A 25,264-nucleotide genomic window follows, 5' to 3' on the forward strand; every position below is an offset into this window, starting at 1 on the left:
GCGATAAATGTAGAAAAGTCCGAGCTCTCGCTCGGGACTTTGTCTACAGTCTGACGACGGCTTATTAACCGTCGTCTAAGTATTTTATTGCACATAAAAACGATACTTCGGATAACGGTTTTTTTCTTTACCGCTATGCAGTATTGCTTCCTGTATTGACCTTATAGGATTTTCACCAAATCTCTTAAAATCGTTATTGACAGAATACGTGTTATTTTATGAGAAATAGCGTTCTTTGTTTTCGCTGGGTGTTAAAAAATCTAACTGCTTTTCCTTTATTCCCAAACTTTTCCCATAATTATAAGCTGCTTCCCATGTTGATTTATCAGCAGTTGCATGAAATATTTTATTTCTATAAACAACAATCAACTCATTCTCACAATAAAAGTGAAAATAAAACTCCTGTTTTACAAATCCAATATGGTCTACCATATTTTTTTGCAAACAATTAATTACGGTATTTATTTTGTCTTCACTTACTTGAATTTCATAAATCATAATCAAGCCTAACCAGATACTTTTTTTGTTTGTTATCGTCAAGTTGTTAAATATAGTTTTATCCTTTTGGCTTTTATCAATAATATAGCCTATATACACCTTATTCTTCATTAGAACCTCCAATTAGTAATTCTATATCATTCTTGCCAGTGCATTTGTTCATCTGGGATTCCTAATTTGCGACACTCATCACAAACAATTGATTTCTCTTTAGCATTTCCAATTTCATATTTTAGTATTTTGTTTCTAAATACAATGAATTTAATATTTTCCTGTTTAAAATCAACAAACCAATTTCCTCCACGATTTTCGTCTGAAATCATTACTTTTGAAACTAATTCAGGGAAATCAGGTTGAGCGGAAGTAAAAAATATAACTGTCCAATATTTCGGTTTTCCACCAGTATTCCATAACTCAACTTTGTGTACATAAATATAATCTAATATATTCTCATCCTCAATGCTCTCTTTAATTAACGCACCCTCAAATAAAGCCGATTTTTTCTTTTTGATTGCATTATTCCCACAGGAAGACACTTCCTTAATCCCCTCAACTGAAAGAGAATCTTTCAGTAAAACATCAACAGTAACTTTGAATGTATTGCTTAAAATAATTAATTTTTCAGTTTCTGGAAGTGCAATATCGGCTTCCCATTTAGATATTGATTGTCTGCTAACATTGCAGATTTCCGCTAATTCCTCTTGCGAATATCCATCTCGTTTACGTAGTATCTGTATTTTTTCTGATAGTTTCATTTAGTTCACTTCCTCTCTTGTTAAATAATTATAACAAGCTTGATTTACAAACACTATCAACTTTTCAGTTCTTTTTCGCAACCTCAAGGTGCATTATGAATGTTATGTGACATTTTGCAAATTTATCACATATACTTCCATGTTGGTTAAAGCCTTAGAACATCAGGGTTTCGGGAATATAGATTACTGTTTCCTATTGTATTTGTGCCCCCCTGTTAGATACTAGGGGCAAAGCAGTCGTGGCTAATGCCACTCCTGCAAGGCTAGGACAGACAGACACCTTGCACTCCGTACGGTGTCTGCCTGTTCTGCCTTTCAGACTACTTCTTTTTCTGCTGACAGAAGTATACTTATCAGTTCATGCTTTATCAAGAGTGCAGGCATTGCTCCGCAACAGGTTCTTGACAAATCCTGCTCTGATAAGTATATAGTAATCAAGCAGAAATGAATTAGTATGCTGTTTTACAGCAATAGAAAAGCACACCCGTTTTCAATATCAGATGTGCCTATCTACAATTCCATATTAATTTTACTACAAGCCTTACCCGTAACTGTCTATAAGTCTTTATTTTTCAGTATTTCTTCAACAATCCTTATGACAACCTACATTTACAAGGCTTTTGGGGGCCGCTTTTGGGGCAGGCCGTATGTTTCTACGGCCTGCCCCTGTTTGGCCCGGATGCTGTCAACATTTTAGCGCGGGACTTCTGGACGCTTTGTCCAGAAGTTGCCCGATCCAGGAAAGGAGGTACAATGGACAAAAATCAAGGCTATTCCATTCTGAAAGCTGTTATGCTGGAAAATGGCCGGGGCTTTGCCCTGGGGCATCATCCCACGGCCCCATCCCCCTATGTAACGTGGGCCTGCTACGATGACGAAAAGGGCCAACGGCAATATGAATGGGGGCACTATGGCAACGATCTGAACGCTATGGAAAAGGACTTTGCAGACCGGGTGCAGGACTACCAGCGGCTTTACAAGGTCAAGGTCGTACAGGTCGAGGCTCCCGGCCTTTACAAGTATTATTCCACCCAGCGCCTGGTGGACATCGGGACATTCCCTAAACCGCCCCACAATGCCCCGGATGAAATTGTCAACTACGATCAGCGCGTCCCGGTAGAGGGCGGCGCGTTCCTGGCCTGGGGCCATCTGACCTACACCAAACCGCTGACAGAAAAGCAAGCGGCGGACTATGAGCTCCGTCCCGCCCCAGTTATTTCCGAGCTGCGCCGGGAAAGGGGCGGCAGGCCCCGCCCGATTGCCGAACAACTGAAAGCAGCCCAACGGGAAGCCCAGGAGCAGCGGGCCCCGGACGCACCCAAAAAGAAAGCCCCTGACCGGGGCGACAGATAGGAGGACGATTATGGACAAGAAGCATGAACAGGATTTTGCTGATCTGGAAGTGAAGCGGCTTTGCGGGGTGTTTGGTACGCCGATCCCCGCGCTGCCCCCGGAGCGTGACAAGGCGCTGGACAAGGTAAAGGAGCCGCCCCGCACCAGCCGGAGCCTGGATCGGGAGGAGCGGTGACAAAGAAACGCCGCCGCCCCATCCATCTTCATGTGATGGTGTCCGAGGAGGAGCTGGCGCTGATCCAGGAGCGCATGGCCGAGGCGGGTATCCGCAATATGGGGGCCTATATGCGGAAAATGGCCCTCAATGGCTATGTGCTCCATGTTGACCTGTCACCCGTCCAGGAGCTTGTGTCGCTCCAGCGTCGGTGCTCCAACAACTTAAACCAGGTGGCGATCCAGGCGAACACCTACGGCGGTATTTACCCGGAGGAGATCAAGACGTTGCAGCGGGACTATGAAAAGCTGTGGCGGCCCCTGTCCGATCTTCTGGAAAAGCTTTCCGCCATTGTGCGGCTCTGACCTGCCGGGGAGCGGCCCTGCGCCGTTCCCCGGCTATCTCGACTTCTGGACACTTTGTCCAGAGGTGGGGATAGCCGAGGCATCCTTGTTGGCCCCCTCCCGCAGAGTTATAATATACATATAGAGGCAAATATCAAACTTTTGTAGGAGGTATGAACCATGCGGACGATCTTAAAAATTATTGCGGCTCCCTTTATTCTGGCCCTGATCCTCGCCGTGGCGGTGCTCTCGTTCCTGTCCTGCGTGGCTGGTGCTGTGTGCGTTGTGGCGTGTGTGGGCCTGTCCCTGCTGGCGATCCTCTGCCTGCTGGCCGGGCAGACAGTAGGCTGCATCGCCATGTTTGTGCTGGCGTTCCTGGTTTCCCCCTTTGGGCTCCCAGCCCTGGGCGGCTGGCTGGTGGAGCGCCTGCATGGGGTAAAGTATGCGGCGATGGACTTTATGGCAAGCTGATACTTCTGGACACTTTGTCCAGAGGTTCCGGGCGGCGGGTGGAACAGACCGCCGCCCGTTTTTTCTGCTGGGAAAGGAGGTGCGGCTATCGCTACAACCTACATCCGGCCCTACAAGGTAGCGGCTGGGAAAACGGCCATCCAGACAATGGAGGAGCGGTTTGCCTATGGGCTCAATCCGAAAAAGCTGGGGGCTGTGTCTGCCTATCTCTGTGATCCTGCATCCGCCCCCGCTGAGTTCCTGCTGCTGAAAAGCCAGTACCAGGCGGAAACGGGCCGGGCCGTGGAGCGCGGGGCCCTGTTCTTTCAGATCCGGCAGGCGTTCCCGCCCGGCGAGGTCACGCCGGAGGTGGCAAACAAAATCGGCTATGAAACGGCCATGCGCTGGACAAAGGGCAAGTATCAGTTCTTTGTCTGTACCCACATTGACAAGGGCCACATTCACAATCACATTTATTACAACTCCACCGCCCAGGACTGTTCCCGGAAATTCCATAACTTCATCGGCTCCAGCTTTGCGGTGCGGCGGCTCTCTGACCGGGTGTGCATTGAGCACGAGCTGTCTGTCATTCAAAATCCGAAGCAGCACAGTAAGGGCCGCTTTCTTCACTATGGACAATGGATCGGGGAAAAGCCCCCCTCAGCCCAGCAGCGGGTACGGCTGGGGATCGTGGAGGCCCTGGGGAAAAAGCCCGCCGACTTCCCGGCGTTCCTGCGGCTCATGGAGGAGTCCGGCTTTCAAGTGAAGCATGGACGGGGCGGCACGATCTCGTTCCTGGCCCCTGGGCAGGATAAGTACACCCGCCTGCGGGCATCCACCCTGGGCCCCGGTTTCGATCCCGATGACATCCGGGCGGCGATTGCCGGGGAGCGGCCCATCCCGGAGCTTCCCCAGGACAGCCCGGCCCCGGCCCGGCGCGTCAATCTGATCATCGACATTCAAGAGCGCATGGCCCAGGGCAAGGGCCCGGCCTATGAGCGGTGGGCCAAAGTCTATAACATAAAGCAGATGGCCGCCGCGCTCCTGTATCTCCGGGAACACGATCTTATGGACTATGCGGCGCTGGCATCCAGCACGGAGGCGGCGGTGGATCTGGCTCACAAGCTGGCCGGGGAGCTGCGGGACACGGAGGCCGCCCTTGCCAAAACCTCCGAGCTCATGGGCGCGGTGGTGCAGTACGCAAAGACGCGGCCCGTGTTTGACGGCTACAAGGCTGCCCGGTATAGCAGAAAATATCTGGCCCAGCACGAGGCGGAGCTGGCAGACTACCGGGCGGCAAAGGCAGCTATGAGTGAGCTTTTGGGCGGGGCAAAGCTCCCCAAAATGGACACGCTGAAAAAGCAGCACCGGGAGCTCTCCGAAAAGAAAAAGGCCCTCTATGCGGAATACCGCAAGGCCCAGGCGGATATGCGGCAGGCCGTGGCAGTCAAGGCGAATATCGATCACCTGCTCGGCCACGCGGACGAGCAAAAAAATAAGGCCCAGGAGCGTTAGCTCCGGGCCGCCGACAACAGGCGCTTGCGCCGGGACTTCTGGACAAAGTGTCCAGAAGTTCAGCGGGTTTGGGGAGCTCCCCAACAAGCATTTTCACGGGCCTGCGGCCTGTGAAAATTTCGGAGTGTGGCCACACCCGAATTGCTTGCCAAAACGCGCACCCCCGCAACATGGCATGAAAAAACGGAGGCGCGTGCTTCTCTTACGCATCCCCCGTTTCACGGGCTTTTTGCAGTCCCTCTGCTGTGTATTTCATTACGGTTAGCTCTTTTTCGTCCATTGAATTGAGCATGACATCTATCTGTTTCCGGCAGGTGCTCTCTCCGTTGAGCTTGTCCGGGAAAAAGAATTGATCCACGGAAATTTCCAGCAGGGTGACAAGCTGGTAAAAAACATTGAGGCTTGGTTTCTGGCCCCGGTTCTCCATATACATGATGGAGCGCGGGGTGCGATCCACAAGCTGGGCCAGGTATTCCTGCGTCCAGCCCTTTTCCTCCCGTTTGCGTTTGATCTCACGGCCCAGGGCGTGAAAATCAAGATGTTTGTCGTATTGGTACATTCTCATATCACCCTATATTATTCTACATTTCGGGTTTGAATATGAGAACGAAACACAGTTTTATATTATGTAGTTTTTTATTTCATGTATATTAGATTTCTCAAAGTGAACAACCTTGACTTTATTGTGATGATAGTGTATAGTGTGTATTGTGGAACAGCACACCGGAACAGGAGGTGATAGTCCTGTGAAGATCGTTATCTCAAATACTTCTGATACGCCCCTATACCAGCAAATCAAGGATCAGATTAAAGATGCTATTTTGAAAGAGGAACTGGTGGAAGGTGATCCCCTTCCATCCATCCGCACCTTTGCGAATGACCTGTCTGTAAGTGTTCTGACAATACGGCGGGTTTATGAAGAACTGGAGCAGGAGGGATTTGTAACCAGCCAAGTTGGTATAGGAACATTCATATCAACGAGCAATCTTGAATTGTTGCGGGATTCTAAACGCAGACTTGTTGAACAGAAGATGCAGGATATGATTCAAACAGCAAAATCACTTAAAATCACAAAAGAAGAACTGAACATGATGATGGATATTTTGTATGAGGAGGTCTAATATGCAACCGCTTTTAGAGGTGGAAGGTCTAAAAAAGACATATCCCGGTTTTCAGTTGAATGGGGTGTCCTTTTCGATTTATGAAGATTGTATCACAGGTTTTATCGGTGCAAACGGCGCTGGAAAAACTACTTGCATACGCTCCATTCTTCGCCTAATCTCCCATGACGCTGGCACCATAAAATTTAAGGGTAAAGACATATCGAAAGCAGAAAAATCTTTCAAAAATTCTATTGGAGTCGTCTTTGACGAAGGATTTTTCTATGATGAATTAACCTTGACCCAGATGAAGAACTTGATTGCTTCTTCCTACTCCCATTGGGACAACGGGGCATATACGCATTACTTAGATGCTTTTTCTCTTAGGCCCGATCAGACCATTTCTTCTCTCTCTCGTGGTATGAAAATGAAATTCTCATTGGCATTGGCGCTGTCCCACCATGCAGAGCTGCTGATTATGGACGAACCCACAAGTGGCCTTGACCCTCTGGTGAGAAAACAATTCATTGAAATTTTGAAAGAATTTATGGATCAGGGCGGAAAGGCCGTATTCTACTCCACACACAACACTTCCGATTTGGATAAAGCTGCGGATATGCTGGTGATGATCGACAACGGCAAAATTCTGTTTGAAGAAGATAAAGATATGCTGTTGGAAACCCATCGGCTCGTAAAAGGAAAGGGCCTGTTGCCCTCCGAAGCCAAAAAGCTGTTCTTGAAAGTGGAGCAAACAAAATACGGTTTTACGGGAGTTACCAACCAAGTGGAAGAAGCCAGGAGGATATTCCCGGACGCTGTATTTGAACGAGTGACGGTCGAGGACATCATGCTTTCCCACATGAAGGAGGGTAAACCCGTATGATTTTACAACTGTTGAAGAAGGATTGCATTATTGCAAAGAACTATGTGGCTGCGGTTATTCTCATTGGGGTGGGCCTGCCGGTGCTCTTGGTCTGGAAACAACCTCAAATGCTTGAAGTGTTTGCACTTCCGGGGGCTGTCTTTATTTCTTCTGTCGCGTTCAATCTTGCGGTTTCCGAAAAGGAAAATATGTATCCTAAAGCAACGGCGCTGCTTTGTGCCACTCCTTATAACAGAGGGAAACTCGTAGAGGAAAAGTATCTGCTCTACTTTTTGATTTATCTTTATTGCTGTGTGGTATTCCGTATCGAAATGCAAGTGATTCCCCAGTTGGCTGCTGTTGATTTCGTGCGCTCTGCTGTCATTGTTTTTTGGATTCAGGTTATTTGCATGGGTATATTCCTTCCCATTCAATACCGCTTTGGGTATGAAAAAACAAAACTGTTTGCGATGCTGCTGGTTGTTGCTGGCCCTGTACTTATGAGCGTGGCTAATTCTGTCGTAGTACCGGTAACAGTTACCCAATCGTTCTCTGCCGTTCCCGGTGTAATGTATATCGTGCTCTGGGTGATCGGGGGCGCACTTTGGCTTTTCTCTATGTTTGTATCCAAGAAAATCTTTTCAAGTATTGATTTGTTTTGAGGGTTCGGCATGGGTGAAACTCAATGGATTATGTGTCCCGTGTGCGGCAGTAAAACACGACTGCGTATTCGATACGACACGGTGCTTGAACGGTTCCCACTGTATTGTCCGAAATGTAAGCAGGAAACGCTAATTAGTGTACGACAACAAAATATTTCAGTTATCAAAGAGCCAGACGCTAAGACGCAGAGCCGATAACGCTGAGGTAAAACCTCGGATGTTATCGGCTCTGTTTTGCTTTATAACAAACGATAACAGCCTGCCCCGCCCGACGGGGAAAAGAAAAAAACCGTTGCCGGGCAGGTCGATTTTGTGCGCTTATTCTACATTACCAGCGGCGGTTTTGTAAAAACAAGGCCGCCGTTTTCTTTTTGAAAAATGAGAATACGGGGGGTGTGTTAAAGTCGCCCTTTTTTAAGGATACGGCGGTGTCCGGGAGGTATCGCCGTGTCTTTTTTTCATTTCCATCCCCCTAACCTGTCAAAAAAAGTCCATACGCCCAACAGGATCAGTCCGGCGGTGGATGCGAAATTTGGCAGTACATAAATGAATTTGTCATTTCATGCGCTTGCGTGGCCTTGTGTCACGCAGGCGCATTTTGTTTGTCCGACCTCTGGACACTTTGTCCAGAGGTGCGGGGCGGCTCCCCAGGGTGCCGCTCCCCGCCAGCTCCCCATTTTGTTTCCGCTCAACCCATCAACCGAAACAAAATGGAGGACAAGCTATGACAACGATCAATCTGAAAGATTTTTATTATTGGTACTTAACGGACGAGCTGGTGGAGGTGCCTGACGAGGTAGCCGAGGAACTCATGGCCAGTAAGCGGCGCGAGGCCGCCCATGCGGAACGGGTGCGCTACAACAAGGCTTATTATTCCCTGGATTGTGACGATGGGATCGAATACTCCGCCTGCCTGCACGAGCCCAGCCCCCAGGAACTTATGGATCGCAAGGAGCTGTTCTTCCGGCTGTGGAACGCCCTCAACTCCTTGCCGGAAATCCAGGGTCGCCGCGTGGACGCTCATTTGATCCTGGGAAAGAGTTACCGTCAGATCGCCCGCGAGGAGGGAGTGGACAAGAGCGCCGTCCGCTGCTCCGTGAAATGCGGGATTGACCGCATGAAAAAATATTTGCAGGAAAATTTCTAAGTTATCATCTCCATTCACCCCTCTTTTTCTGGTGGTATGTGAGAGGAGGTTTTCTCCGCAAAGGAGGCGCAGGGGCCGCAGGCCGCCGCCCCCTTTGTGGGGGAGCGCCGCTGCCGAGTATGGCTGTCTTATGACGGGGCAAGAAAATGAGCGCGGCGCTCCCCGCCATTTATGAAAGTGAGGGATACCAGAATGGACTATGATCCTATGTTGGCTGCTATGCTGTCCCAGCCGTGGAGCAACAATGCCTGCCGTGGCTATGTCATCTACGCTATGGAGAACTGCGGGTTTTCTCCCAACGACATCCGGCGCGTGGTGGCGGAACTCTATGAGGTTTTCGACATCCGCAGTCTGGAAGAGGCCCAGCAGCACTATGAGGAAAGCCCTTACTGACTTCTGGACAAAGTGTCCAGAGGTACATATCCAGCCAAAGGCCAGCACTTTCGTGGTGCTGGCTTTTGTTATGCTTCAAAACATTCTTTGATTGTATGGGAGGGATTTTATGCAGGCGCAGGTCAAATATGAAAGTGAAATCAAAACGGCTGTTCTCGGAGATCGGACGATCACCGTCAAAAATCTCACCCCCGTTTTTTCCCCGCAGGAGCTGGAAAAGCACAACCGCGAGATCGAGCGGCGGCTGTTTGACGTGTTCCGCAAGTATGCCGGGCAGCGGGGGTAGACCGGAGTCATCCTTGTTGTAAGGGGGCGGCAGAGGTACAATATACTTGTAGGTTGGCTCCCAACGGACAGAAAGGGAGCTAATTATGGATAATAGAATTGATGCAATTTACGGGCGGCAGTCGATTGACAAAAAGGACAGTATCAGCATTGAAAGTCAATTTGAATTTTGCCGATATGAGTTAAAAGGCGGTGAGGCAAAGGAATACAAAGACAAAGGGTATTCCGGCAAGAACATTGAGCGCCCCGACTTCCAGCGGCTCTTGCAGGACATCCGGCTGGGCCTGATTAAGCGGGTGATTGTCTATAAGCTGGATCGGATCAGCCGCTCCATTGTGGACTTTGCAAAGCTCATGGAGCTGTTCAAGCAATACGATGTGGAGTTTGTTTCCTGTACGGAAAAATTTGATACTTCCACCCCGATGGGCCGGGCGATGCTCAATATCTGCATTGTCTTTGCCCAGCTTGAACGTGAGAGCATCCAGATGCGTGTGCAGGACGCTTTCTATTCCCGGTGTGCCAAAGGCTACTATATGCGTGGCCGGACACCATACGGCTTTGATACCGAGCCCATCGTCATGGACGGGATCAAGACAAAGAAGCTGGTGGAAAATGCGGAAATGGATTTTGCCGAGCTCATGTTTCAAATGTATGCGGAGCCGAGCAATTCCTATGGCGATATAACACGGTACTTTGTCAAACACTCCATCAAGGTCTATGACAAGGCACTCCAGCGGGCCTTTATCTCCAAACTACTGAGAAACCCCGTTTATGTCCAGGCTGATATGGACATCTACGAATACTTCAAGGCCCAGGGCGTAAAAATTGAAAGTCCCCCGGAAATGTTCACAGGGGACAACAGCTGCTATCTCTATCAAGGGCGCGAGGGTGAGGAGCCAATTCTTGTGATCGCCCCGCACCAGGGCCGCATTTCTTCCCAGCTCTGGCTGACTGTTCAGCGCAAGCTGTCACAGAACACCTCTTTCCAGAATGGCCGCAAATGCCATAATACATGGCTGGCCGGGAAAATCAAGTGCGGGCGCTGCGGCTATGCGCTGGCTGCTCTGAGAGCCCAAAATGGCGTTACCTACCTGCGGTGCAAACAGCGGGCGGAAAATGGGAGCTGTGAGGGGGCCGGTACGCTGACAACGCAAAACATGGAGGCGTTTGTGTACGGCGAGATGGTTAAGAAGATGCAGAAATTCCACACGCTGAAAGGCGGACAGGAACAAAGCTATAATCCGAAGCTGACCGCCGCCCGTGTTGCCCTTGCAAAGACAGAGAGCGAGATCGAGAAACTTCTGGACACTTTGTCCGGGGCAAACCCGCTGCTCCTGCAATACGCAAATAACCGGATTGAGGAACTGGACGCGGAACGTCAAAAGCAGCTAAAGCTGGTGGCCGACCTCACCGCTAATTCCGTTTCCGCTTCACAGATTGACAGCATTACGGGCTATCTGGATGATTGGGAGTCCGTGAGCTTTGACGATAAGCGCAAGGTGGTTGATATTCTCATATCACAAATTGACGCTACCAGTGAGGAAGTTACAATCCACTGGAAAATCTAAAATCTTTTCACTCGGCATTATGCCTTTGTAAAAAATAGTTTATATTAACACAAACAAATTGTTCCACTGATGGCATTCTATCCATGCAGCTGTCTCCTTTTTTCCATTAACTGTATAAACTCAGATTTATCTCTCACCATACGGACAGATGTTGTTCTGCGTCCAAGCGGATTCTGGGCTGCTTTCTCAACCGCATCTGCAAATGCCTCCACTTGTTTGGGATCACGAATCACGATATTATCAGTTATACTTGACGTAGCCATTCTGTCACCTCCTCTACAACAAAGTCTTTCTCTTGTTTCTATAAATATCTTATCACCTCATACACCCTTTTTCAATCAGTTTATGCATTTTTCAGATTCCTCATCCTCTGTCTGTATTTTTTACCCTTTCCTGATTTAAATATATGCAAATCACTGCAATATCTGCATCATCCCAACATTTTCCGCTGTATCTTCTTGTCCGGCAGGCTCCATCGCCCGTCCAAACTTTCCAATCCCCTCCTGATATTTTTCATCTGTCACATGAGTATAAATATCAGTCGTACCAGATTTTTACCAATTTTTCCGCAAAACCGGCTATTTTTGTTTCTCGCATTTCACCACCCCAGGGAGTGTTGCACAATGACCTGAAATCTGAATGATTTCGGGTCAGGAGCAACGCTCCTTCGTTTTTAACTCAGAAATCCCGGCTCAGATATCATTTGTGGATATCTCGGCCGGGATTTGGCGTACTTTAATAAACGATCTGTTTTTCTGTTGTCTTCTTATGCTGTTTTCGGTTCATGGAGATGGCTTTTCAGCCGGTCCCCCTGAATCTTGGCGTGCAGTTTGTTGATGTTGTAGCCCATACACAGCAGAAGAAACTTGATTCTTACATTGATTTTCCCGCAGGTCAGAAATCGGTCGAACCCGTAGTCATGCTTCAGCACCCCAAATGCTCCCTCTACCTGGATCGATCGGTTCATCCGGTAACGGATCCCTTCCCTGCTCATAATGTTCTTCAGGGACACTTCCCGCTTTGCGATCAGCACTTTCGACACATACAGCTGCTTCCCTTTTCGGGATCTGGTGCATCTGCCCCCAAAATGGGGACAGCCGGTGCAGTCCTCGCAGCGATAGATGTCCTGGCAGGACTCATATCCCGTCACGCTCGTCTTTTTCTTCCTCCCTACGTTCCACAGGATACGGCCATAGTCACAGACATAGCAGTCTGCCTCTTCCAGATATGTCATGTTCTCTCGGCGGCCGATCTCTTTCCTGAAACTGCGTTTCTTCCATTTCTCATAGGTCAATGGCTTGATATACGCTGTCTTCCCTTCCTTTTCCAGCCAGAGATAATTCTCCTCGTTCTCATATCCGGCATCCGCAGTGACACTCCCGTATTTATGGCGCAGCGTCTCTTCCATATGGCTCACGAATGGGATCAGAGTATTCATGTCATTCCGGTCAGGGAACACGCCTGCTCCCATGATGTATTCGCTGTCTACCCCGATCTGGATGTTATAGCCCGGTTTGAGCTGGGCATTCCTCATGTGGTCATCTTTCATATGCATGAAGGTGGCATCCGGATCGGTCTTAGAATAACTGTTCCGCCCCTTAAGGTTTTTCTTATGGGTATCATAGCGTTTCTGGCGTTCCAGACAATCCCTCAGGTATTCCTGGTCTTTTTGGATCCGGCTCTTTCGCTTCCCGCGCCCGTGTACCGGGACGATCCCCTGTGACTGCATCTTTTCCTCCAGACACTGTGCCGCTGTTTCCGGTGAGAACGCAAGGCTTTCGATATGCTCCTCATTGATCTCAGTCATGCGTCCACTCACCTGGTCCTGCATCCTGGCTTCATGCTTCCCCACTGCCTTCCTCCAGACAAAGGTATATTTGTTGGCTCTGGATTCGATCTTTGTCCCGTCCACGAACAGGTTCTTGCCGCTGGCTTCTCCGGATCCCAACAGGATTCGGGCCAGTTGTCCAAAGAGATCCTCGCAGGCTTCTTTCAGAAAGTGAGTGCGGAATCGGGCTATCGTACAGAGGTCTGGAGCCTTGCAGCCGGCTAAAAGCCACATGAAGTTGATATCACGGCGGCAGGCCTGCTCGATCTTTCTGCTGGAATAGATCCCCTGCGAGTAAGCGTATACCAGGAGCTTAAACATGAGGCTGGGTTCGACTGCAGGATTTCTCCCTTCACGGGAGTACGCCTGATAAAGACTGTGATAGTCTAATCCCTCCAATATGTGGCTTAGCAGGCGAACCGATTCATCTTCAGGAATCAATCCTTCCAAATTTAATGGAAGAACCAGTTGATAAGTATCTTGAAATTCGGTATAATTCTTATGGTATTTTTTTGTACTTGTCATACTTAATTATACCACGGATGCGGGTCCTTTGGGACCCGTTTCCTGTTTTGGGGGCAGAAAGAAGGGGTTGCCACACAACTAAGTCAACCTTAGTTGTGCAACAGCCCCTATGAAATTCGGAATGTCGAGATCCGTTCAAAAGCAGTCCCATTATCCCTAAAAAGCGCCCAAAAACTGAGCCTGCATCTGAGTAGTTAAGAGGAGGAAATAAAAATTCTCTTAATTAAGATTCCCAATTTTTTCAATTTTTAAAAAAAGCGATGGAGCTGGCACTGAATCCATACCTGTTCAGGAACGGATTCAGCACAAAATCATTGACAATTGGTAATAAAAAAAGAACCGTAAAGGATTCTTAGTCCTAAACGGTTCTTCTACTGTTTTCCCTTTTTTATTCGGATTTTTGGCCTGTTTTCAATGGGATGATAACAATTATTTTCCAGCCATCTGCTTTGCCACCTCAGCCGCAAAGTCCTCATTCTTTTTCTCCAAGCCCTCGCCGGTCTCGAAACGAACGAACTTCTTGATCTTGATGTTGGCGCTGTTTGCCTTAGCAACCTGTGCTACGTACTGAGCTACGGACTGCTTGCCGTCCTCTGCCTTTACATAAACCTGATCAAGCAGACAGAACTCCTTGAGCTCCTTGTTGATACGGCCCTGGATCATGCCCTGGATTACCTTCTCTGGCTTGGAAGCTTCCTTTGGATCATTCTGGATCTGAGCCATCAGGATTGCCTTCTCATGCTCGATGAAGTCTGCGCTTACTTCGTCTCTGTTGGTGAACATCGGCTTTAATGCAGCTGCCTGCATTGCTACGTTCTTAGCCATCTCTTTTACTGCATCGTTTACAACGTCAGTCTCAACGTCAACCAGAACGCCGATCTTGCCGCCTGCATGGATGTAAGAAGCAACAAAGCCATTTGCCTCCTCTACCTGCTCGTAACGGCGGATATTCATGTTCTCGCCGATGATGGAGATCTGAGATGCAAGGGCTTCCTTAACAGTAAGGGTCTCATCCTTTGCCCACTTCTCAGCCATGAAACCGTCCATATCAGCTGCGGTTGTTGTCAGAGCCTGTGCTGCTACATCAGCTACAAAGGACTGGAACTTCTCGTTCTTAGCAACGAAGTCTGTCTCTGCGTTAACCTCAACAACAACTGCCTTCTTGCCATCCTCTGTCAGTGTGGTAGCTACAATACCCTCGGCTGCAATACGGCCAGCCTTCTTTGCTGCGCCTGCAAGTCCCTTCTCTCTTAAGAACTCAACAGCCTTGTCCATATCGCCGTCAGTAGCTGCAAGTGCCTTCTTGCAGTCCATCATGCCGGCGCCAGTCATTTCTCTTAATTCTTTTACCATTGCTGCGGTTACTGCTGCCATGATTTTTCCCTCCAAATATAAGCGTTTAATTTATTCTGCCTCTGCCTCAAAGGTATCAACAGGAATCTCAAGCTCCATTGCACCCTCTAATACTTCGCCCTGCTTTGCCTCGATCACAGCGTCAGCCATCTTGGAAACGATCAGCTTAACGGCTCTGATAGCATCATCGTTGCCAGGGATAACATAATCCAGCTCCTCCGGATCACAGTTGGTATCAACGATACCGATCAGGGTGATGCCCAGATTGTGAGCTTCCTGGATGCAGATGTGCTCCTTCTTAGGATCTACTACGAAGATAGCATCCGGCAGCTTCTTCATCTCCTTGATGCCGCCCAGGTTCTTCTCTAACTTCTCCCATTCCTTCTTTAACTGGATCACTTCCTTCTTAGGAAGAACATCGAAGGTGCCGTCCTGGGACATGGTCTCGATCTCTTTCAGTCTTGCAACACGGCTCTGGATGGTCTTAAAGTTGGTCAGCATGCCGCCCAGCCATCTCTCATTCACATAGTACATACCGCAGCGCTCTGCCTCTGTCTTGATTGCTTCCTGAGCCTGCTTCTTAGTTCCTACAAACAGGATGGTGCCACCCTCTGCAGCGATATCGGATACTGCCTTGTAAGCCTCGTCCACCTTGCCTACAGACTTCTGTAAGTCGATGATGTAGATACCGTTTCTCTCGGTATAGATGTAAGGAGCCATCTTAGGGTTCCATCTTCTTGTCTGGTGGCCGAAGTGCACACCAGCTTCCAGTAACTGCTTCATTGAAATAACGCTCATGTTCTTTTCCTCCATTTGGTTTTTTCGCCGGAACCGCTTAAGCTGGTTCTCCGGCCGCTTCCGCCCGTTTCTCGTACTTCCCGGAAGACCTGGAACCAGTCACAGGCACCATTCCGTAGAATCCACAGACGTGTTTTTTGTCAGCCTTTCAAATATATCATAAAAGCAGCCAGTATGCAAGTATTTTTTGCAGACTGGCTGATGAATTTCTTAATAATATTTATTTCAGATTGCTGTTGGACGCTTTGATCGTCTTCAGCTCATCAAATACCACATCATTCAGCACCTTGATGTAGGTGCCTTTCATACCGGAGGACCGTGACTCAATGACACCGGCGCTCTCAAACTTTCGCAACGCATTGACAATAACGGAACGGGTGATGCCTACACGGTCAGCAATCTTGCTTGCCACCAGGATCCCTTCATTTCCATCCAGCTCCTCAAAAATATGGATAATGGCCTCCAGCTCGGAGAAGGACAATGTGCTGATCGCTGACTTCACGATCTGGACCTTTCTCGTCTCCTCTGCGTTCTCCTCATTGACGGAACGCATCATCTCAAGACCTACTACTGTGGTTCCGTATTCGCTTAAGATAATGTCATCAATGTCGTACTGGCTGTCTGACTTGTAGATGAACAGAGTACCAAGGCGCTCTCCCGCAATATCAATAGGAGTGATGATTGCCTGATACTTCTTTACATTCTCCTCCGCAAAGCCCAGGGTTGCCAGATTTACATTTTCCTTTGTTGACAGTACGCTCAGCAGGCGCTCATTCAGCATCTTATCCACATAGCCGCCCACCTGGTCTTCGATCAGCTCCTCGATCTCATCAACTCCTGGCCAAATGCTTACTCCCAGCACCTTGCCCTTTTTACTGATAACAAGAATGTTTGACAGCAGGATCTCGCTCAAGACTTTGCAGATGTCGTTAAATACCACTTTATGAGAATTGTTGTTATGCAATAGCTTGTTTATTTTTCTTGTTTTGTCCAACAATTGAACGCTCATAATCAAAAACCTCCTTATCCAGATGGTATACCCGAAAAATGCTTCACTAATAATTGAATTTTAGCACAATTCTTGAGCAATAACAATAGTTTTTTGAAGTTTTCGATTATTTTAATATTTTGATACTTTAGTCTTCCTTTTTGTCCATGCGGTAGCCACAGGACTCATTCGCGCAGAGAAGCTTGTTCCCCTTCTCTACCATATATGAGCCGCAGGACGGGCATTTCTGTATGGAAGGCTTCTGCCAGGAAAGGAAATCGCACTCAGGATTATTTTCACATCCAAAGTATAAACGGCCCTTCTTTGTCTTCTTACGCACCAGTTCCTTGCCGCATTTCGGGCAGGGTACACCGATCTTTTCCAGATAGGGCTTTGTATTCTTGCATTCGGGGAAGCCGGGACATGCCAGAAACTTCCCGTGAGGGCCGTATTTGATCACCATGTTGCGGCCGCAGAGATCGCAGACCTCCTCTGTCACCTCATCCTCGATCTTGACGGACTCCAGCTCTTTCTCTGCAATCTTCACTGCCTCGTCCAGATCCGGATAGAAATTTCGGATGACTGTCTTCCATGCAACGGTGCCATCCTCCACCCGGTCAAGAAGGGACTCCATATTGGCGGTAAAGCTTAAATCCACGATACTGGGGAAAGAGGTTTTCATAATGCGGTTGACTACCTCGCCCAGCTCTGTCACATACAGATTTTTGTTCTCCTTTACCACGTACCTTCTCGCAATGATAGTGGTAATGGTAGGGGCATAGGTGCTTGGGCGTCCGATTCCCTGTTCTTCCATTGCTTTTACGAGAGAGGCCTCTGTAAAATGTGCCGGAGGCTGGGTAAAATGCTGACTGGGCTCCAGCTTATCCAGCGTAAGCAATGTGCCCTTTTCAATATTTCCCAAAGCCTGGTTCTTCTCATCTTCATCGTCTGACTCCACATAAACAGACATAAAGCCTTCAAAGGTCAGGCGGGAGGCAGAGGTGGTAAACATCTGGTTTCCTGCTCCGATCTTCACGGAAGTGGTCTCATAAACAGCCGGCGCCATACGGCTTGCTGTAAAACGCTTCCAGATCAGCTGATATAGACGGAACAAGTCACGCTGGAGGGATTCCTTCACAATAACCGGTGTAAGGCTGATATCTGTAGGACGGATCGCCTCATGGGCATCCTGTATCTTTCCGCTGCTCTTCTTTGCTGTCTCACCAGCAGCAACGTAATCCTCCCCATAATGCTCCTTCACAAAGCTTCTGGCTGCTGCATCTGCCTCCTCCGCAATACGTGTGGAATCCGTACGCAGATAGGTGATCAGGCCGATCGTGCCATGTCCCTTGACTTCCACGCCCTCATAGAGCTGCTGGGCCAGGCGCATGGTCTTCTGAGTGGAAAAGTTCAGTACCTTTGATGCCTCCTGCTGAAGTGTGCTGGTGGTAAATGGGATAGGTGCCTTTTTTACACGCTCTCCGCGTTTTACCTCCTCCACCTCGTAGGAACAGTCTTCCAGCTCCTTTAACACTGCGTCCAGCTCTTCCCTGCTGTGTATGGTGGATTTTCCGTTTTTTGCATCCCTCGGTCCATAGTATTTCGCAACAAGAGGCTTCCTGCTGCCCTTTAGCTGGAAAAATGCCTCCAGATTCCAATATTCCTCCGGGATAAATGCATTGATCTCATCCTCCCTGTCACAGATCATACGCAAGGCTACCGACTGCACTCTGCCTGCGCTTAAGCCTCTCTTTACCTTTGCCCATAAAAGCGGGCTGATGCGGTATCCGACCATGCGGTCCAGCATTCTTCTGGTCTGCTGGGCATTCACCAGGTTCATGTCAAGGGCTCTCGGCGACTTTAATGACGCTTTTACTGCATTTTTTGTGATCTCGTTAAAGCTTATACGGTATACATCCTTTCCCTTTACCTCATCCAGCTTTAATGCCTTCATAAGATGCCAGGATATGGCCTCTCCCTCGCGGTCAGGGTCCGTTGCCAGATAGATCTTATCTGCCTTCTTTACCTCCTTGCGGAGCTTTGCCAGGATATCTCCTTTTCCTCTGATTGTAATGTATTTTGGCTCATAATCGTGCTCTGCATCAAAGCCAAGCTGACTCTTCGGAAGATCTCTCACATGCCCTCCCGATGCATCCACCTCGTAATTCGCCCCCAAAAATTTCTTAATGGTCTTCACCTTTGCAGGTGACTCCACTATAACCAGATGATTCGCCATTATAAACTCCTTATTCCCGTTGCAATATTCTTCTATCACAGCTTGATCTGTGTTTTGGTTTCCGTTTATCTGATCCCACGGATATAGTATAAACCCGCAGTCCGCACTGCATAGCCTCCCAGCTCCAGCTCCATAAGGGCATTCATAGACTGACTGACAGAAAGACCTGATCTGGATGCGATCTCCTCCAGATGGCGGGGTTCGGAATCCAGCACACTATACACCATTTTTTCAATCTTTGCAAGTCCCTTTTCAGCTTTTTCACAAGGATTTTCCCCTTTTTTGTGAAAAATCCCCAGATAATTCAGAACATCGGATGGGCAGGTTAAAATATTCGCCCCTGCCTGTATCAGGCTGTTACAACCCTCGCTCAAGGCATCACTTATCCGTCCTGGCATTGCAAAGATCTCCTTTCCCTGTTCCAGGCCCATCTCCACTGTAATAAGGGAACCGCTTTTCTTTTTGGCCTCGATCACCAGGATCACATCAGAAAGGCCACTTATGATACGGTTTCGTACTGGAAAATTCTGGGGTATAGGTGCTGTACCGGGCGGGTATTCTGACAGCAGGCCTCCCTGGGACAGCATACGGTCATACAGCGTATAGTTTGTCCGCGGATAGCAAATATTGACACCACAGCCCAGAACGCCAAAGGTCTTCCCTCCGCCCTCCAGAGCTCCTGCGTGTCCTGCTCCATCGATTCCCAGGGCAAGGCCGCTTATGATCTGCACACCGCTCTCTGCCAGCTCCCTCCCTATGTATTTAGCGGCTTGCTGACCGTAAGCAGTGCAGTTTCTGGCGCCAATGATAGCCGCTGTAGGATGATCCTCTGCCGGAAGTTCCCCCTTAACATAAAGCCCCATAGGATAGTCATACATATGCAGCAGTCTTTTGGGATATTCCCCATCCAATGGGGTCAAAAACCGGGTCCCCTGCTCTTGCAGTCCTTCGTACACCTCCTCTGTCCTTGAAAATTCCCCCTTCCACCCGTCATATTCCTTGGCTTTCTGCTCTGAACGGAAAATCCCTCTGTCTTTTAATTCTGTTCCTTCTATATAATATGCATTCTGAAAATTCCCTGCTGCCTCTCCGATCTTTCGTATGGATACTGCTCCCAGAAAAGGGGCGCTGCAAAGCCAGTGGAGGTATACCTTCTCTCTCAAATGACCAGCCCCTTTTTCTCCCCTCAACCCCATAGCTTTTCCTCCAATGTTCTGTATCCGAAAGCCTCTGCCAGATGCTCCCGCTGAATATTCTCCTCTCCCGCCAGGTCAGCAATGGTCCTGGCTACCTTTAAGACCTTGTGGTAACCTCTGGCACTGATCCCTCTGGACTCATATACCTGGCGTGCAAAGGCCTGCTCCTCTCTGCCCAGTTTGCAGAACTGTTTAATCTCGCTCTGGCCCATGCGGCTGTTAAACCGTATCTTTTTTCCTTCAAAACGTTTTTTCTGTATCTTTCTCGCCATTTCCACCCGGCTTCGTATGGATGCAGAGTCTTCATTGGCCGCATTTTCCTGGTTTAATTCGTAAAAGGATACGGGCGCTGCCTCAGCGCAGATATCAAACCTCTCCAGAATTGGCCTGGAAATTCTGTTTATGTTGAGATAAATTAACACATGAAATAGGAATTTTAAAACTGGCGTTTCCATTATACATTACATCCAAAATGATGATATCCTTATTTTCTAAATCAATATGAATTATATCCTTAATAACGATCTTAATTTCTATATATAAAATAGAAATTAGATATAAGACAGTATAAACCTTAAAGTCCAACTATGTTAATTACACATAAAACACTCATTTTTATTATTCTGCCTATATTCTACAAAAACACATTATATATAAAACAGAGATATTATATCCGTAACAGTACCATCTGTATTTCTATTATTGTTTTCTTATTTGCTGTAGATAAAATCTTGCATGATGTTGCAAAAAAGCGTATCAACACACAACCATCAGCGGTTGAATGTGATACGCTAACTGAAATTTATATTAAAACAATTCTCTAAGTACTTTCTTTACCCTGTTTGGATACAGTCCGATGTAATATCTCATGTCTTCCAGCGTAACGTTATGGTCAGAAAAATATATCTTTACGGCATCGATATCTTCGGGATGTTTGCTTAAATGCAATAACAAGTTTAAAGCAATCAAAATATTCTGATTCGCTCTGGTTATTGGAACCGGTGACTTTCTTACTCGAAAACATTTCCCTAATGTTTTTATTTTCCTTGCATCCGGTGATGATTCATCATTATAAAAAATATATTCTTCTTTTGGCTGTTCACCAATCCCAGCATAGTGCCAAGCAGCGGATTCGTAAGCATAAAGCCCAGTTATATTATCGTTCTGTTTTAAGTATCGTTCCTCAATATAATCTTCAAAAGATACATTATTGTAAACACTGAAAACACCTTCCGTTATTCTGTAAATATAACCATTTTTTATCAATGTCCAAATCTTAAGTTTAACATCCTCATATTCATCTTCTTTTATATGATCGGCCATAATCCATAGCCGATGATCTTTGCACCATTCCTTTATCATTAAATATACTTTACCAAGCAATCTTTCCGGGAGTTGAGGGATTCCCGTTCTTACTTTGAAGTATACCGACGGCGTTGGACGCATCAATTCCTGCATAAAGTAGTGGGTTGTATTTTCTGTCAGGAACCCGTCCATATCTCGAACAATAATGCTGTTCTTTAAAATATTGACAACCTTATAGTTACCTCCCGTATTTTCCAAAATGATATTTTTCATATCTTCTTTTTTTATGATCGGAGTACAAAGTTCACAACGTTTCCCAAGAAGGAAATTATCAGGAAGTGTTTCAGTGATTGTTCCACATTTTGTATGCTCTAATTGCACTGCCGTTTTCTCATTCACATATGGCTTCACAATTTTATATTCATTTCCAACTAAGTCATATACTTGTTTTGCAAACGCTTTTCTATATGGACTGTTTTCATAGCATTTTCGACAAAATGGTTTTTCAATAAAAGATCTCAGTCCAATAGTAAAGCGGCCTCTGCATTGAGCATGTTCCAGGGTCACATCTTGATTGCCGTTTCTTCCTCTTACATAATGAATCAAACGGTACTGCTTACCGGATGGATCAACTTTCCTTTGTACCTCATCAAAACTGAGACCAAATTCACATGAGCAAGTCTTTTCCAACCATATTTTTTCAGATATGTTCATATTAACTTCTTTGCCGCATGTTTTATGAAGAATCCTGTGTTTAACACCATACCCTTTGAACGGTTCCATAAGTTCGTACATTCCATCCCCGATATTGGATAACTGCTTGTTAATATAATCCTCTGGCAAAATTACCTTGTCACATTCCGGGCATCCACATCCAATTTTAATCGCATAAGGATGAATATGAAACATATTTCCGCAGTGTAGGCATTTCAGCAATACTATACTGTCGAACGGAGAACATAACTGAAACTTCCCATCAATAATCTGCAAGAAATCTTCCACAATCTTTCTTTGATCTAAATACGACAAGAATGTATTATATTCCCTAAACAGAAATACGATAAATACAAACAAATCTTCTGCAAGTACTTTATCTTGTGCATAAATTTTTCTTATTCGTTCAGTTGGTTTCCCAGAAAACATCTTATCATATCCGGTTTTTCTAATATCATCCTCCAGCTGCCCATAAGGAAAATCCTTCGGGTAGCCCATCTCCAAACATCTGTCCATCAAAACTTTCTTAATTTCATAAAGATCTGTGACGGGTGGATTTTGGTATAATTCATATAAAAAATTTGCATACTGCAATTCGGCATCGAATTCTCCTAATAAGGAGACTTTCTGCACATTATTCAATACATCCTTATTATCCAGGTATTCATTTTTGTCTTTCTCAATGGTCATTAATGTGACATGATGTCTGGGACAGATTTTTACTCCTGGAAGATGGTGGCTCAAATGATAATATGCCTCGCCATAGTTCCGTTTGTCTTCCTCTAAACATTCTGGACAAACTTTCAATGATCCCACATCATCCTGAATATATGGTATCTGAAGAATACCATTATCTCTTTCGCGAAGAAGAAATTGGGATATTTGTACCTGATATCCATATGAGCGTGCAATATTTAAAACACAAAATGATGTCATATGTTTTATAATATCCATTGTTTTTGGAAAAAATTGCATATTACTGTACCGTTTCCCAATTTCGTCGAGCCCAGGTATTGTGGAGATGCGCTCAGAGTATTTTTTTTCTACTGTTTCAGACCGTTTCTTTTGTGGAAAGAGATATTGGTCTACAAATGTCCCGACAGCGGATTCTTTTGAAATACACAAATTTTCTCTTGCCAACCATAATATGTAATTATAGAGCAACTCATCTCTATATGGTGCCCTGCATACTGGTATAATCATCGTGCTCCTCCTTCGGCAGCCTTTTTTTATTTAAAACAAATACTCTTGTATCTAAGCGGATAAGATATTGCATTTTAACAAGTTTTCGTAACGCAGACCATATACCTTGTTCTCTAATTCCATCAAACGAACCACTGTACACCCAGGTTCCTTCGCTGCTTTGATTACATCCATTCCTGACATATTCATATACACGCTGAAGTGTTCTTTTCGGAAGTTCAGGTTTTTGATAGCGGATTTTTATAAACTTCCCCGGTATTGGTCTGCTAAGCTCCTGAAGGAGCATCCTGCTATCCATCTCCATGGTATCTCCGGCAGAATTTTTTACGATAAACCAGCCTCGTCGGCCGCCTTTATCAATAATACTATATTCTCCGCCAGTACATTCCTCCAAGATACGTTCTGCATCGCTTCTGTTTATCCTTGGCATGCATAACATGCAACGTTGTCCCGCAAGTAACGAATTTCCCGATAGTTCAGTTAATGTGCCGCATTTTTTATGTAGTATAGTTACATGATCTCTTAGACTCTTATATTCTGATACCAACTCGTATTCATCCCCAGCAGCTTCCCAAAGCATTTTCACAAATGTCTCTTTTGAGTGCTTGGGCGGCTCACAAAGCCTACAAAATGGAGAAATCAGGAAAGAATTGATATCGACCGTAAACATCTTTCCACAAGCTTTGTGCTGCAGTAAGACGTGCCGTCCTGTCAAACCTTTAAACTGTCTCTTCCCGTAATATTCTACAAACCTGAAGTCCTTTGATGCAGTGCTGATCTGTTTACAAATCTGATTTATATCAGCTTCATATTTGCAACCGCACTCCCGTTCCCTCCAAATAATTTCCTTTACAGATATATTTCTGTTTTTACCGCAAACCTTATGTAAGACTATTGCTTTTCCATCCGTTCTGCTCATTTGCCCAACTAATTCATATTCTCCATCGCCAATCAATGCAAGCCGCCTATTTATATTTTCCTCTTTTGTTCGCTTCTGGCTGCATATAGGACAATCGCCGCCTAAAGCTAAATCATATGGATGTATATGGAATTCATATCCGCATGCCCTGCACTTTAATTTTATAATCGGTTCAAAATTTGACATTAATTCAAATTTACCAGCCACGATCTTCTTTATGTACGGTTCTAATTCTCCATTCCATTTATCAGCATATCTACGGAACGTTTGATAGTCACGAAACAAAAATGTCAGAAGCATTAATTTATCTGTCAGCATAACGGAATTGCCCTTCAAGCTCCCTTTTATACTTTTATCTGGGTTTTCGCAATTGCTCAAAAGATCCACATAACCATGCTGCCTCATGTCTTCAATAAGCCCTCCGTAAGGCCGCTCCAATGTGTATCCTTGATTTTCCATTTTCTCCCGGATTATCTCAAGAACTCCGTCATAGCTAATGAACAGCGGATTATCATACATGCTTTTCGTAAAATTACTCACTTCAAAATCAGCACTTCTTATTTCGTCACTTACTGGACAACTGTTTTTTATCAATGTTGATATTTCGGTATCTTTATGGGACTTTGTTTTGTAGAGTATTTTTTTATGCACACTGCATATTTTGGTTCCCGGAAGCTGATGCCATGTTCGAAAATACATTTTTTCCTTCATACAGTCAGGGCAAAATCTTAAATTCTTAAAATCGTGTTGTGGTTTTGCACAAATCCAATCTGCCTGATACAAAATTGAAAATGCTTTTTCTGCTTGAGCACCATAACGGTAAAACAATAAGTTTGAATAATACGGAGTCATGTTTTTCATGATTTTGCGTATATCCGGAAATACCTGCATTTCGCAAAAACGTTCCGTAACCAATTGCAAATTCATAACATAGTCCATTCGTAATGGTATATTGGTCCTTTTCGGAGTAAATGGCTGCAGTGCAAAGTAGTTGCAATAGAACTGGAGGATGTTCCTATATCCATTTGCAAATGCAAGTCTAAGCAACCAACTGTATATCAGTTCATCCTGATAAGGTGAAAATAAAATCGGTATAATCATATGTATATTCTC

Annotated in this window: 26 protein-coding genes; 13 read left to right on the forward strand and 13 right to left on the reverse strand. The window is 46.2% G+C overall.

Annotated features, from left to right (window positions below):
• Positions 1–216: 216 nt before the first annotated feature.
• Both LIZ87_RS14050 and LIZ87_RS14055 read right to left on the reverse strand, forming a co-directional pair.
• Positions 217–609, reverse strand: a complete 393-nt coding sequence (locus LIZ87_RS14050; RefSeq protein ID WP_227147937.1) for a hypothetical protein — start codon at positions 607–609, stop codon at positions 217–219.
• 26 nt (positions 610–635) lie between these two features.
• Positions 636–1,253: a helix-turn-helix domain-containing protein gene (locus LIZ87_RS14055; protein WP_227147939.1), complete on the reverse strand. Its 618-nt coding sequence runs from the start codon at positions 1,251–1,253 to the stop codon at positions 636–638.
• 753 nt (positions 1,254–2,006) lie between these two features.
• On the opposite strand from LIZ87_RS14055, the gene LIZ87_RS14060 reads away from it, so the two are divergent.
• From LIZ87_RS14060 to LIZ87_RS14080, 5 genes are all read left to right on the forward strand, one after another.
• Positions 2,007–2,606, forward strand: coding sequence for a hypothetical protein (locus tag LIZ87_RS14060; protein ID WP_227147941.1), 600 nt, complete (start codon positions 2,007–2,009; stop codon positions 2,604–2,606).
• A 10-nt stretch (positions 2,607–2,616) separates the two neighbouring features.
• On the forward strand, positions 2,617–2,781 hold the full coding sequence (locus LIZ87_RS14065; protein WP_227147942.1) for a hypothetical protein: 165 nt from the start codon (positions 2,617–2,619) through the stop codon (positions 2,779–2,781).
• Entirely contained in the window at positions 2,778–3,125 is a 348-nt protein-coding gene (locus LIZ87_RS14070) for a plasmid mobilization protein (protein WP_227147944.1), read from the forward strand. Before LIZ87_RS14065 ends, LIZ87_RS14070 begins: the two co-directional genes overlap by 4 nt.
• A 159-nt stretch (positions 3,126–3,284) precedes the next feature.
• The gene (locus LIZ87_RS14075; protein ID WP_227147946.1) at positions 3,285–3,575 is read left to right on the forward strand and encodes a CD1845 family protein; all 291 of its coding nucleotides are present in this window, start codon (positions 3,285–3,287) and stop codon (positions 3,573–3,575) included.
• A 147-nt stretch (positions 3,576–3,722) separates the two neighbouring features.
• Positions 3,723–5,069: a relaxase/mobilization nuclease domain-containing protein gene (locus tag LIZ87_RS14080; RefSeq protein ID WP_227147948.1), complete on the forward strand. Its 1,347-nt coding sequence runs from the start codon at positions 3,723–3,725 to the stop codon at positions 5,067–5,069.
• A gap of 202 nt (positions 5,070–5,271) precedes the next feature.
• On the opposite strand, the gene LIZ87_RS14085 is transcribed toward LIZ87_RS14080, so the two are convergent.
• On the reverse strand, positions 5,272–5,628 hold the full coding sequence (locus LIZ87_RS14085; protein ID WP_227147950.1) for a helix-turn-helix transcriptional regulator: 357 nt from the start codon (positions 5,626–5,628) through the stop codon (positions 5,272–5,274).
• A gap of 187 nt (positions 5,629–5,815) precedes the next feature.
• Here LIZ87_RS14085 and LIZ87_RS14090 point away from each other — a divergent pair, with 187 nt between their 5' ends.
• From LIZ87_RS14090 to LIZ87_RS14125, 8 genes are all read left to right on the forward strand, one after another.
• On the forward strand, positions 5,816–6,190 hold the full coding sequence (locus LIZ87_RS14090) for a GntR family transcriptional regulator (protein WP_054323360.1): 375 nt from the start codon (positions 5,816–5,818) through the stop codon (positions 6,188–6,190).
• A 1-nt stretch (position 6,191) separates the two neighbouring features.
• Positions 6,192–7,052 carry an ABC transporter ATP-binding protein gene (locus LIZ87_RS14095; protein WP_227147952.1) on the forward strand — a complete coding sequence of 287 codons (861 nt, stop codon included), beginning with the start codon at positions 6,192–6,194 and terminating at the stop codon, positions 7,050–7,052.
• Complete coding sequence (locus LIZ87_RS14100; RefSeq protein ID WP_227147955.1) at positions 7,049–7,693, forward strand: ABC-2 transporter permease; 645 nt, start codon at positions 7,049–7,051, stop codon at positions 7,691–7,693. Before LIZ87_RS14095 ends, LIZ87_RS14100 begins: the two co-directional genes overlap by 4 nt.
• A gap of 9 nt (positions 7,694–7,702) precedes the next feature.
• Entirely contained in the window at positions 7,703–7,891 is a 189-nt protein-coding gene (locus tag LIZ87_RS14105) for a cysteine-rich KTR domain-containing protein (RefSeq protein ID WP_082402094.1), read from the forward strand.
• 526 nt (positions 7,892–8,417) lie between these two features.
• Positions 8,418–8,840 (forward strand): sigma factor-like helix-turn-helix DNA-binding protein, encoded by a 423-nt coding sequence (locus tag LIZ87_RS14110; RefSeq protein WP_215685245.1) that lies wholly within the window; start codon positions 8,418–8,420, stop codon positions 8,838–8,840.
• 192 nt (positions 8,841–9,032) lie between these two features.
• Positions 9,033–9,233: a hypothetical protein gene (locus LIZ87_RS14115; protein WP_227148080.1), complete on the forward strand. Its 201-nt coding sequence runs from the start codon at positions 9,033–9,035 to the stop codon at positions 9,231–9,233.
• Between the two features lie 109 nt (positions 9,234–9,342).
• Complete coding sequence (locus LIZ87_RS14120) at positions 9,343–9,519, forward strand: hypothetical protein (protein WP_198286315.1); 177 nt, start codon at positions 9,343–9,345, stop codon at positions 9,517–9,519.
• A gap of 85 nt (positions 9,520–9,604) precedes the next feature.
• On the forward strand, positions 9,605–11,086 hold the full coding sequence (locus LIZ87_RS14125; RefSeq protein WP_227147957.1) for a recombinase family protein: 1,482 nt from the start codon (positions 9,605–9,607) through the stop codon (positions 11,084–11,086).
• A 77-nt stretch (positions 11,087–11,163) separates the two neighbouring features.
• Here the strand turns inward: LIZ87_RS14125 and LIZ87_RS14130 are convergent, their stop codons facing one another.
• The 10 genes from LIZ87_RS14130 to LIZ87_RS14175 form a co-directional block, all read right to left on the reverse strand.
• On the reverse strand, positions 11,164–11,349 hold the full coding sequence (locus LIZ87_RS14130) for a hypothetical protein (RefSeq protein ID WP_178316368.1): 186 nt from the start codon (positions 11,347–11,349) through the stop codon (positions 11,164–11,166).
• Between the two features lie 503 nt (positions 11,350–11,852).
• Complete coding sequence (locus LIZ87_RS14135) at positions 11,853–13,439, reverse strand: IS1182 family transposase (protein ID WP_227147959.1); 1,587 nt, start codon at positions 13,437–13,439, stop codon at positions 11,853–11,855.
• Positions 13,440–13,868: 429 nt separating this feature from the next.
• Entirely contained in the window at positions 13,869–14,813 is a 945-nt protein-coding gene (gene tsf, locus LIZ87_RS14140) for a translation elongation factor Ts (RefSeq protein WP_178316370.1), read from the reverse strand.
• A 30-nt stretch (positions 14,814–14,843) separates the two neighbouring features.
• Positions 14,844–15,590: a 30S ribosomal protein S2 gene (gene rpsB, locus LIZ87_RS14145; protein WP_178316371.1), complete on the reverse strand. Its 747-nt coding sequence runs from the start codon at positions 15,588–15,590 to the stop codon at positions 14,844–14,846.
• A gap of 220 nt (positions 15,591–15,810) precedes the next feature.
• Complete coding sequence (gene codY / locus LIZ87_RS14150; RefSeq protein WP_227147961.1) at positions 15,811–16,599, reverse strand: GTP-sensing pleiotropic transcriptional regulator CodY; 789 nt, start codon at positions 16,597–16,599, stop codon at positions 15,811–15,813.
• 127 nt (positions 16,600–16,726) lie between these two features.
• A complete protein-coding gene (gene topA, locus LIZ87_RS14155; protein ID WP_227147963.1) occupies positions 16,727–18,814 on the reverse strand; it encodes a type I DNA topoisomerase in 2,088 nt (695 codons plus the stop codon).
• A 65-nt stretch (positions 18,815–18,879) separates the two neighbouring features.
• Entirely contained in the window at positions 18,880–20,010 is a 1,131-nt protein-coding gene (gene dprA, locus LIZ87_RS14160; RefSeq protein ID WP_178314673.1) for a DNA-processing protein DprA, read from the reverse strand.
• Positions 20,001–20,432 (reverse strand): hypothetical protein, encoded by a 432-nt coding sequence (locus LIZ87_RS14165; RefSeq protein ID WP_227147965.1) that lies wholly within the window; start codon positions 20,430–20,432, stop codon positions 20,001–20,003. The genes dprA and LIZ87_RS14165 overlap by 10 nt, the downstream gene beginning before the upstream one ends.
• A 385-nt stretch (positions 20,433–20,817) precedes the next feature.
• The gene (locus LIZ87_RS14170; protein WP_227147967.1) at positions 20,818–23,232 is read right to left on the reverse strand and encodes a TniQ family protein; all 2,415 of its coding nucleotides are present in this window, start codon (positions 23,230–23,232) and stop codon (positions 20,818–20,820) included.
• Positions 23,201–25,252, reverse strand: coding sequence for a TniQ family protein (locus tag LIZ87_RS14175; protein ID WP_227147969.1), 2,052 nt, complete (start codon positions 25,250–25,252; stop codon positions 23,201–23,203). The genes LIZ87_RS14170 and LIZ87_RS14175 overlap by 32 nt, the downstream gene beginning before the upstream one ends.
• Positions 25,253–25,264 lie beyond the last annotated feature (12 nt).

The organism is Lacrimispora sp. 210928-DFI.3.58, from assembly GCF_020554865.1.
GTDB lineage: Bacteria > Bacillota > Clostridia > Lachnospirales > Lachnospiraceae > Enterocloster.